Genomic DNA, 6,840 nt, shown 5'->3' on the forward strand with positions numbered 1-6,840 from the left:
GTCAACACCCCCGCCGCCTTCGCATGCGTCTCCGCGACCTCCCCCGCCGGCGACGACCCCCGCACCAGCGTCGCCCCGACGCCCACCCGCAGCCGCCCGTCCGCCGCGATGTCGGCGGTGCGCAGCAGGATCGGCGAGTCCAGCGTCTGCGCCCCGCCGGCGTCACGGCCGAAGAGCGCCAGCGCCCCCGCGTAATAGCCGCGACCCCCCGCTTCGTAACGCGAGATCACGCGGCACGCGTTCTGCACCGGCGACCCCGTCACCGTCGCCGCGAACATCGTCTCCTTCAGCACCTCCCGCACATCCATCGACGAGCGCCCGCGCAGCTCGTACTCCGTGTGGGCCAGGTGCGCCATCTCCTTCAGCCGCGGGCCGACCACCACGCCGCCGATGTCGCCGACGGTGCACATCATCTTCAGCTCCTCGTCGACGACCATCGACAGCTCCTCCACCTCCTTGCGGTCCTGGAGGAAGGCCAGCAGGCCCTCCCGCGACGGGCCCTCCGGCGGGTAGCGGTACGTGCCCGAGATCGGGTTCATGACCACCGTGCCGCCGGTCATCCGGACGTGGACCTCGGGGCTGGCGCCGACCAGGGTGCGGACGCCGGGCTGGTGGACGACGTAGGTCCAGTAGGCGCCGGTCTCGCCGGTCAGCAGGCGGCGGAAGAGGGCCAGGGCGTCGGCGGCCGAGAAGTCGTGAATGGTGCCCTCGAAGGTGCGGCGGATGACGAAGTTGGCGCCCTCGCCGCTGCCGATCTCGTCGGTGAGGACGCGGCGGACGATGTCCTCGTAGGCGGGGTCGGGGACGTCGAAGGCGCCGTCCGTCACCTGCGGCTGGTGGTCGGGGAGGGCCTGGACGAGTTCGGCTCGCGCGATCTCGTACGACTCCTCAGGGCGCAGCACCGCCAGCGGTGTGCCGTCGTCGCGGGCGTCGAAGCCGCGTTCACGGATCTGCCGGAACGGGACGAGGGCCAGGGCGTCCAGGGCGGCTCTGCCGGTGGCGGGCGGTCCCTCCGGCAGGCTGATGCCGGCCAGCGACTCCACTTCGGTGACCGGGCCCGTCAGGACCTCGACCACGTCGTCATCCCGGCCGGGCGTACGACGATGGAGCAGGGCAAAGGGCTGGGCAGCGGGATCGAGCAGCGAATCAAGGGAAATCATGGCGTTCCTTCCTCGGAGAGTGGAGGACGGCCCGCGCTGTCTCAAGAACGCCGAAGGCCGCCCCTCGGGCGGCCTTCGCGGTGTGTGATGCAGATCTCAGGGATGCACGCGATAGGTGGCCGCCGGATGAGCGGGCCACCACCAGTTACGGCAGGTCGGTGCGTGCATGCTGGACACCCTAGCCGCTGTCCTGTCGCCAGGTGCGTACGTCTCACCTTTCGGGCAGGGGGTCTGAGTGCCCAGCTCAGCCCGTAACCTTTACCGGGTGACGACACACGCCAATCCCGATGCCCTGACGAACACCTGGCAGGACCTGCCCGCGGCCCAGCAGCCCGAGTGGCCGGACGCCGGCGCCCTGCGCGACGTGGTCGCTGAGCTCGAGTCCTATCCGCCGCTGGTGTTCGCCGGCGAGTGCGACCAGCTGCGGGACCGGCTGGCCGCGGTGGCTCGGGGAGAGTCGTTCCTGCTGCAGGGCGGTGACTGCGCCGAGGCCTTCGACGGCGTCTCCGCGGATCACATCCGCAACAAGCTGAAGACCATCCTGCAGATGTCGGCCGTGCTGACGTACGCCGGGTCCGTGCCCGTCGTGAAGGTGGGCCGCATCGCCGGGCAGTACTCCAAGCCGCGGTCGAAGCCGACCGAGACGCGGGACGGCGTCACCCTGCCGGTCTACCGCGGGGACTCGGTGAACGGCTTCGACTTCACGCCCGAGTCGCGGATGCCGGACCCGGAGCGGCTGAAGCGGATGTACCACGCGTCCGCCGCCACCCTGAACCTGGTGCGCGCCTTCACCACGGGCGGCTACGCCGACCTGCGCCAGGTGCACGCCTGGAACCAGGACTTCGTGAAGTCGTCCCCGTCGGGGCAGCGCTACGAGCAGCTGGCCCGCGAGATCGACCGCGCGATGAACTTCATGAACGCCTGCGGGGTGGACCCGGAGGAGTTCAAGACCGTCGAGTTCTTCTCCTCGCACGAGGGCCTGATCCTCGATTACGAGTCGGCGCTGACCAGGACCGATTCGCGTACGGGGCAGCTGTACGACGTCTCCGGCCACATGATCTGGATCGGCGAGCGGACCCGGCAGCTGGATCACGCGCACATCGAGTTCGCGTCCCGTATCAGCAACCCGCTGGGCGTGAAGCTGGGGCCGACCACCACCCCCGAGGACGCGCTGACCCTCATCGACCGGCTCGACCCGGAGCGCATCCCGGGCCGGCTCACCTTCATCACCCGCATGGGCGCGGGCAAGGTCCGCGACCGGCTGCCCACCCTCATCGAGAAGGTCACGGCCTCCGGCGCCCAGGTGGCGTGGATCTGTGACCCGATGCACGGCAACACCTTCGAGGCCGCCAGCGGGCACAAGACGCGGCGCTTCGACGACGTGCTCGACGAGGTCAAGGGCTTCTTCGAGGTGCACAAGCAGCTGGGCACCCACCCGGGCGGCATCCACGTGGAGCTGACCGGCGACGACGTCACGGAGTGCGTGGGCGGCGGCGACGAGATCTTCGTCGATGACCTGCACCAGCGCTACGAGACGGCCTGTGACCCGCGGCTGAACCGCTCGCAGTCCCTTGACCTGGCGTTCCTGGTCGCGGAGATGTACCGGGACCAGTAGGCGATCAGCAGCCGCGATCAGTGAGCGGCCTCACGGCCACGCGGCACTTTTGCAAAACCCCCGGGATGGGTAAGGTAAGTCTTACCTAACGTCCTTCCCGGGGGTTCCGCGTGTACGTCTGCTCTTGCTTCGGTGTCACCGAAGCCCAGGTGCGCGCGCACGCGGAGGCGGGCCACTGCACACCCCGCCAGATCGCCTCCCAGTCCAAGGCCGGCACCGACTGCGGCAACTGCGTCCGCAGCATCCAGGCCCTGCTGGGCAGGGGCGCCTGCCCGCGCCGGGAGCTCCTGGAGAGCCGGGCTCCGGAGGCGCTGGAGCCTGAGGTGGCGGATGCCGCGTCGGTGGCCTCCGTGGAGCAGGCCGCGGCCTAGCTGTCCGGCTGCTCGATGAGCTGCGCGATGTACAGCGGCTCGCCCAGCTTCTCGATGAGCTCCAGCTGGGTGTCCAGGTAGTCGATGTGGTGCTCCTCGTCCTCGAGGATCGACTCGAAGATATTCGCCGACGTGACGTCGCCCTTCCCGCGCATCACCTCGATCCCGCGGCGCAGCCGGTCGATCGCCTCGACCTCGATCTGCCGGTCCGCCTGGAACATCTCGCTGACCGTCTGCCCCACCCGTACGTGGAAGAGCCGCTGGTAGTTCGGCAGGCCGTCGAGGAAGAGGATGCGGTCCGTGAGGATCTCCGCGTGCTTCATCTCGTCGAAGGACTCGGAGCGGGTGTACTTCGCGAGCTTGGTCCAGCCGAAGTTCTCCTGCATCTTCGCGTGCAGGAAGTACTGGTTGATCGCGGTCAGCTCGGCGGTGAGCTGTTCATTCAGGAATTCCAGGACCTCGGGGTCGCCCTGCATTGCGGGGGCTCCTCTCAGGGGGATACGGCTAGCTCGCGCCGCATCTTTGCACCGGCCCGCGAGGGCGTCCAGTAAGTCTTGGCTTAGTACGGCTTGCGGCAACTTGCACTAATCGGGCACCCCGGTGGCATGACCACCTGCAATGGTCTGTCACCATGGAGTCATGGGTCAGCCGGACACCGCAGGTAAAGGGAGCACGGACACGCTTCCTCCGGGCCAGCGGCTGCAGCGCGGCTGGCCGGTCACACACTACGGCCCGGTGCCCCGATTCAAGCCGGACCGCTGGGAGTTCCGGGTCTTCGGGGCCACGGCCGACGGCGACAAGCACTGCTGGAACCACGACGAGTTCGCCGCCCTCCCGTACGACACGATGGTCGCGGATCTGCACTGCGTCACGAAGTTCTCCATGCTCGGGGCCGAATGGGGCGGCGTCCTCGCCCGTACGATCCTCGAGCTGGCGCCGCCGGCCGACGATGTCACGCACGTGATGGTGTGGGCCGAATACGGCTTCAGCTCCAATCTGCGGATCGCCGACTTCGCCGAGGACGACCGGGTCATCTTCGCCACGCACAAGGACGGCGAACTGCTGACCGCGGAACACGGCTTCCCGGTCCGCCTGGTGGTGCCCCACCTGTATGCCTGGAAGGGTCCGAAGTGGGTCCGGGGCGTGGAGTACATGACGGCGGACCGTCGCGGCTTCTGGGAGGAGCGCGGCTACCACAACATCGGTGACCCGTGGCGGGAGCAGCGCTACTCGTACCAGGAGGAGCCGGGCGACGGTCCGGAGCTGTAAGGCTCTAGGTCTGCAGTGCAGTGGGGCGTACCCCCTAGTGGTACTGGTGCACCACGGCGTGGCCCTTGCCGCGCCCGATCAGCCAGCGGTTCACCGGGGTGGTGACCACGAAGGCGACCGCGAAGGCGACGGCCAGAGCGCCCCAGAAGAGGGCGTCCGAGAGGTGCGCCTCCATGGCGCCCGGGATCAGTAGCAGCATGCCGTTGTCGACGATCTCCATCACGGTGATGGACACCGTGTCCGCGGCGAGCGCGACGCCGAGCGCGGCCTTGAAGCTCAGGCCGGCCTTGGTGACCGCGTAGAACGTGAACGAGTAGCCGAAGAGGAAGGCCAGGGCGATGGCCAGCACCATCGTCGGGGCGGTGTGCCACCCGAGGGCGGTGCCGATGATCATGCCGAGCACCTCGCCGATGGCGCACCCGATAAGGCAGTGAAGCGTGGCCTTGGCGGCCATCGCCCAGCTGACGGGCCCACGGCCGTGACCGTGGTGTTCGTGCCCCGCGTGGGCGTGGTGATCGGTGTGCTGGTGCTGCATTGGAAACTCCCAGCGACGTGTCGAAGCGGTGTTCTTCGTTCCGTACGAGTGGGAACGCTATACCCCCCTAGGGTATTCCCGCAAGAGAGATCAATTATCGGCTGGTGGGGATCTGGTGGTCTGGGGGCGAAGCCCCGGTCCTACGGCCGCAGCGACTGCAGCAGCGCCACGTCGCCGGCGTGCCCTTCCGTACCGCCCGGGGTCTCGATGACCACCGGCACCCCGGCCATCGCCGGGTGCGCGAGGAGCTCCTCGAAGGCGGCGGCGCCGATCGCGCCCTTGCCGATGTTCTCGTGCCGGTCCAGGCGCGACCCCGGGCCCGCCTTGGAGTCGTTCGCGTGGACGAGCTGCAGCCGCCCCTCGCCCGCGACGTCCACCAGCTCGTCCAGCAGCGCCTTGGCGCCGCCCGTAACCGAGAAGTCGTGTCCCGCCGCAAAGGCGTGGCACGTGTCCAGGCAGATCCCCAGCCGCGGATGCCGGTCGAGGACGTCCATGTACGGCCCCAGATCCTCGATCAGCGAGCACAGCGAGAAGCCCTGCCCCGCCGTCGGCTCCAGCAGCAGCGGCGGATCGTCGGCGTGCGTCAGCTCATCCAGTACGGGCAGCAGCAGCTCCCGCACCTGGGCGAGCGCGGTCTCGCGGGTCCGGCCGCCGGTGGCCGATCCCGTATGGACGACCACGCCGAGCGCGCCGATCTCCCGGCCGCGCCGCAGCGAATGCCGCAGCGACGCCACCGACTTCGCCGCCGTCTCCGGGCTGTGCGAGCCGAGATTGATCAGATACGGCGCGTGGATGTACGCCGGGATGGCCTCCTCCGCGCACCGCGCGCGGAACAGCTCATCCTGCGCCGGATCGCCGGGCGGGGTTGCCCACCCGCGCGGGTTCGCGACGAAGACCTGCACGGTCTCCGCGCCGATCTCACGCGCATAGCCGAGGCCCTTGGCCGCCAGGCCTCCGGCGACGGGGACGTGGCTGCCGACGGGGTTACGGAGTGTGTGCTCAGTCATCGCGTCCAGATCGTGATCTCGCTGCCCCGCGGGGCCTCGTCGTCGGGGTCGACGCGCCACACCGTATCGCCGAAGAAGACGCCGTTGACGTTGACCTTGAAGCCGGCGTCCTCGAGCTGCGACTTGGCCTCGGACTCGTCCAGGCCCTCAACGTCCGGGACCTCCACCATGTCCTGGCCCTTGGAGATGGTGAGGGTGATGGTCTCGCCCTCGGCGGTCTCGCCGGTCGGGGTCTGCTTGGCGACCGTGCCCTCGTCCTCGTCGGAGAAGATCCGGCCCGGCTTGATGACGACCTTGAAGCCCTCTTCCTCGAGCTCCTCGCGGGCGTCGCCCTCGTCGTCGCCGACCACGTCCGGCACCTCGACCGCCTGGCCCTTGCTGACGATCAGCGGCACGGTGGTGCCCGAGCGGCGGGTCTCACCGGCGGCGACGCCGGTGGAGATGACGACGTCCTCCGGGTACTGGTCGTGGAACTCGCGGGTGATCGAGCCCGGCTTCAGGCCCTGCTCCAGCAGCAGCCGCCTGGCTTCCTTGAGGGTCTTGCCCTCCAGGTCCGGGACCGTGACGTTCTCCGGGCCCTTGGAGACGGTGAGGGTGACCGTGTTGCCCTGTCGGATGCGGTCGCCGACGCCCGGGTCGGTGGAGATCACCCGGCCGCGCTCGACCGTCGTGCTGAAGGCCTGCTTCGCGTCGGACTCCAGGTCCTGGGCCCGCAGCTCCTTCTCGGCCCTGGCCTGGGTCATCTTCAGCACCGGCGGGACCTTGGTGAACTGGCCCGAGTTGATGTACCAGACGCCCGTACCGACGCCGAGCAGCAGCAACGCCGCGACCAGCGCGATCAGGGAGCGCCGGGGGCCGCGGCGCGGGGCGGGCGGCTGCGGCG

At 69.3% G+C, this 6,840-nt stretch carries 9 protein-coding genes; 3 read left to right on the forward strand and 6 right to left on the reverse strand.

Annotated features, from left to right (window positions below; translation table 11 throughout):
* Positions 1-1,160: chorismate-binding protein (locus G5C51_RS38485; protein ID WP_206314779.1), on the reverse strand; the 1,160-nt coding region annotated here is incomplete at its 3' end.
* Between the two features lie 96 nt (positions 1,161-1,256).
* Positions 1,257-1,328, reverse strand: coding sequence for a trp operon leader peptide (locus tag G5C51_RS44370; protein WP_165244998.1), 72 nt, complete (start codon positions 1,326-1,328; stop codon positions 1,257-1,259).
* A gap of 97 nt (positions 1,329-1,425) precedes the next feature.
* On the opposite strand from G5C51_RS44370, the gene G5C51_RS38495 reads away from it, so the two are divergent.
* Together G5C51_RS38495 and G5C51_RS38500 are read left to right on the forward strand one after the other, a co-directional pair.
* On the forward strand, positions 1,426-2,775 hold the full coding sequence (locus G5C51_RS38495) for a class II 3-deoxy-7-phosphoheptulonate synthase (protein WP_165244984.1): 1,350 nt from the start codon (positions 1,426-1,428) through the stop codon (positions 2,773-2,775).
* Positions 2,776-2,885: 110 nt separating this feature from the next.
* A complete protein-coding gene (locus G5C51_RS38500; protein WP_165244986.1) occupies positions 2,886-3,146 on the forward strand; it encodes a (2Fe-2S)-binding protein in 261 nt (86 codons plus the stop codon).
* Here the strand turns inward: G5C51_RS38500 and bfr are convergent.
* On the reverse strand, positions 3,143-3,622 hold the full coding sequence (gene bfr, locus G5C51_RS38505) for a bacterioferritin (protein ID WP_165244988.1): 480 nt from the start codon (positions 3,620-3,622) through the stop codon (positions 3,143-3,145). The genes G5C51_RS38500 and bfr overlap by 4 nt on opposite strands.
* Positions 3,623-3,785: 163 nt before the next feature.
* Between bfr and G5C51_RS38510 the strand changes: the two genes are divergently transcribed.
* Positions 3,786-4,415 carry a sulfite oxidase-like oxidoreductase gene (locus tag G5C51_RS38510; RefSeq protein ID WP_165244990.1) on the forward strand — a complete coding sequence of 210 codons (630 nt, stop codon included), beginning with the start codon at positions 3,786-3,788 and terminating at the stop codon, positions 4,413-4,415.
* 34 nt (positions 4,416-4,449) lie between these two features.
* Here G5C51_RS38510 and G5C51_RS38515 read toward each other — a convergent pair whose 3' ends face one another.
* From G5C51_RS38515 to G5C51_RS38525, 3 genes are all read right to left on the reverse strand, one after another.
* Positions 4,450-4,950 (reverse strand): DUF4396 domain-containing protein, encoded by a 501-nt coding sequence (locus tag G5C51_RS38515; RefSeq protein WP_165244992.1) that lies wholly within the window; start codon positions 4,948-4,950, stop codon positions 4,450-4,452.
* A gap of 140 nt (positions 4,951-5,090) precedes the next feature.
* Positions 5,091-5,957 carry a deoxyribonuclease IV gene (locus G5C51_RS38520; RefSeq protein WP_165244994.1) on the reverse strand — a complete coding sequence of 289 codons (867 nt, stop codon included), beginning with the start codon at positions 5,955-5,957 and terminating at the stop codon, positions 5,091-5,093.
* Positions 5,954-6,840 (reverse strand): Stk1 family PASTA domain-containing Ser/Thr kinase (locus tag G5C51_RS38525; RefSeq protein ID WP_165244996.1); only part of this gene is annotated, 887 nt, incomplete at its 5' end. The genes G5C51_RS38520 and G5C51_RS38525, both read right to left, overlap by 4 nt.

The organism is Streptomyces coryli (assembly GCF_011044975.1).
In the GTDB taxonomy this organism is placed as follows: Bacteria; Actinomycetota; Actinomycetes; order Streptomycetales; family Streptomycetaceae; genus Streptomyces; species Streptomyces coryli.

What these genes read in the sequence shown, in the direction of transcription:
- bfr (WP_165244988.1), bottom strand. Translation starts at nt 3,622, where the DNA reads ATGCAGGGCGACCCCGAGGTCCTGGAATTCCTGAATGAACAGCTCACC.
- G5C51_RS38510 (WP_165244990.1), top strand. Translation starts at nt 3,786, where the DNA reads ATGGGTCAGCCGGACACCGCAGGTAAAGGGAGCACGGACACGCTTCCT.
- G5C51_RS38515 (WP_165244992.1), bottom strand. Translation starts at nt 4,950, where the DNA reads ATGCAGCACCAGCACACCGATCACCACGCCCACGCGGGGCACGAACAC.
- G5C51_RS38520 (WP_165244994.1), bottom strand. Translation starts at nt 5,957, where the DNA reads ATGACTGAGCACACACTCCGTAACCCCGTCGGCAGCCACGTCCCCGTC.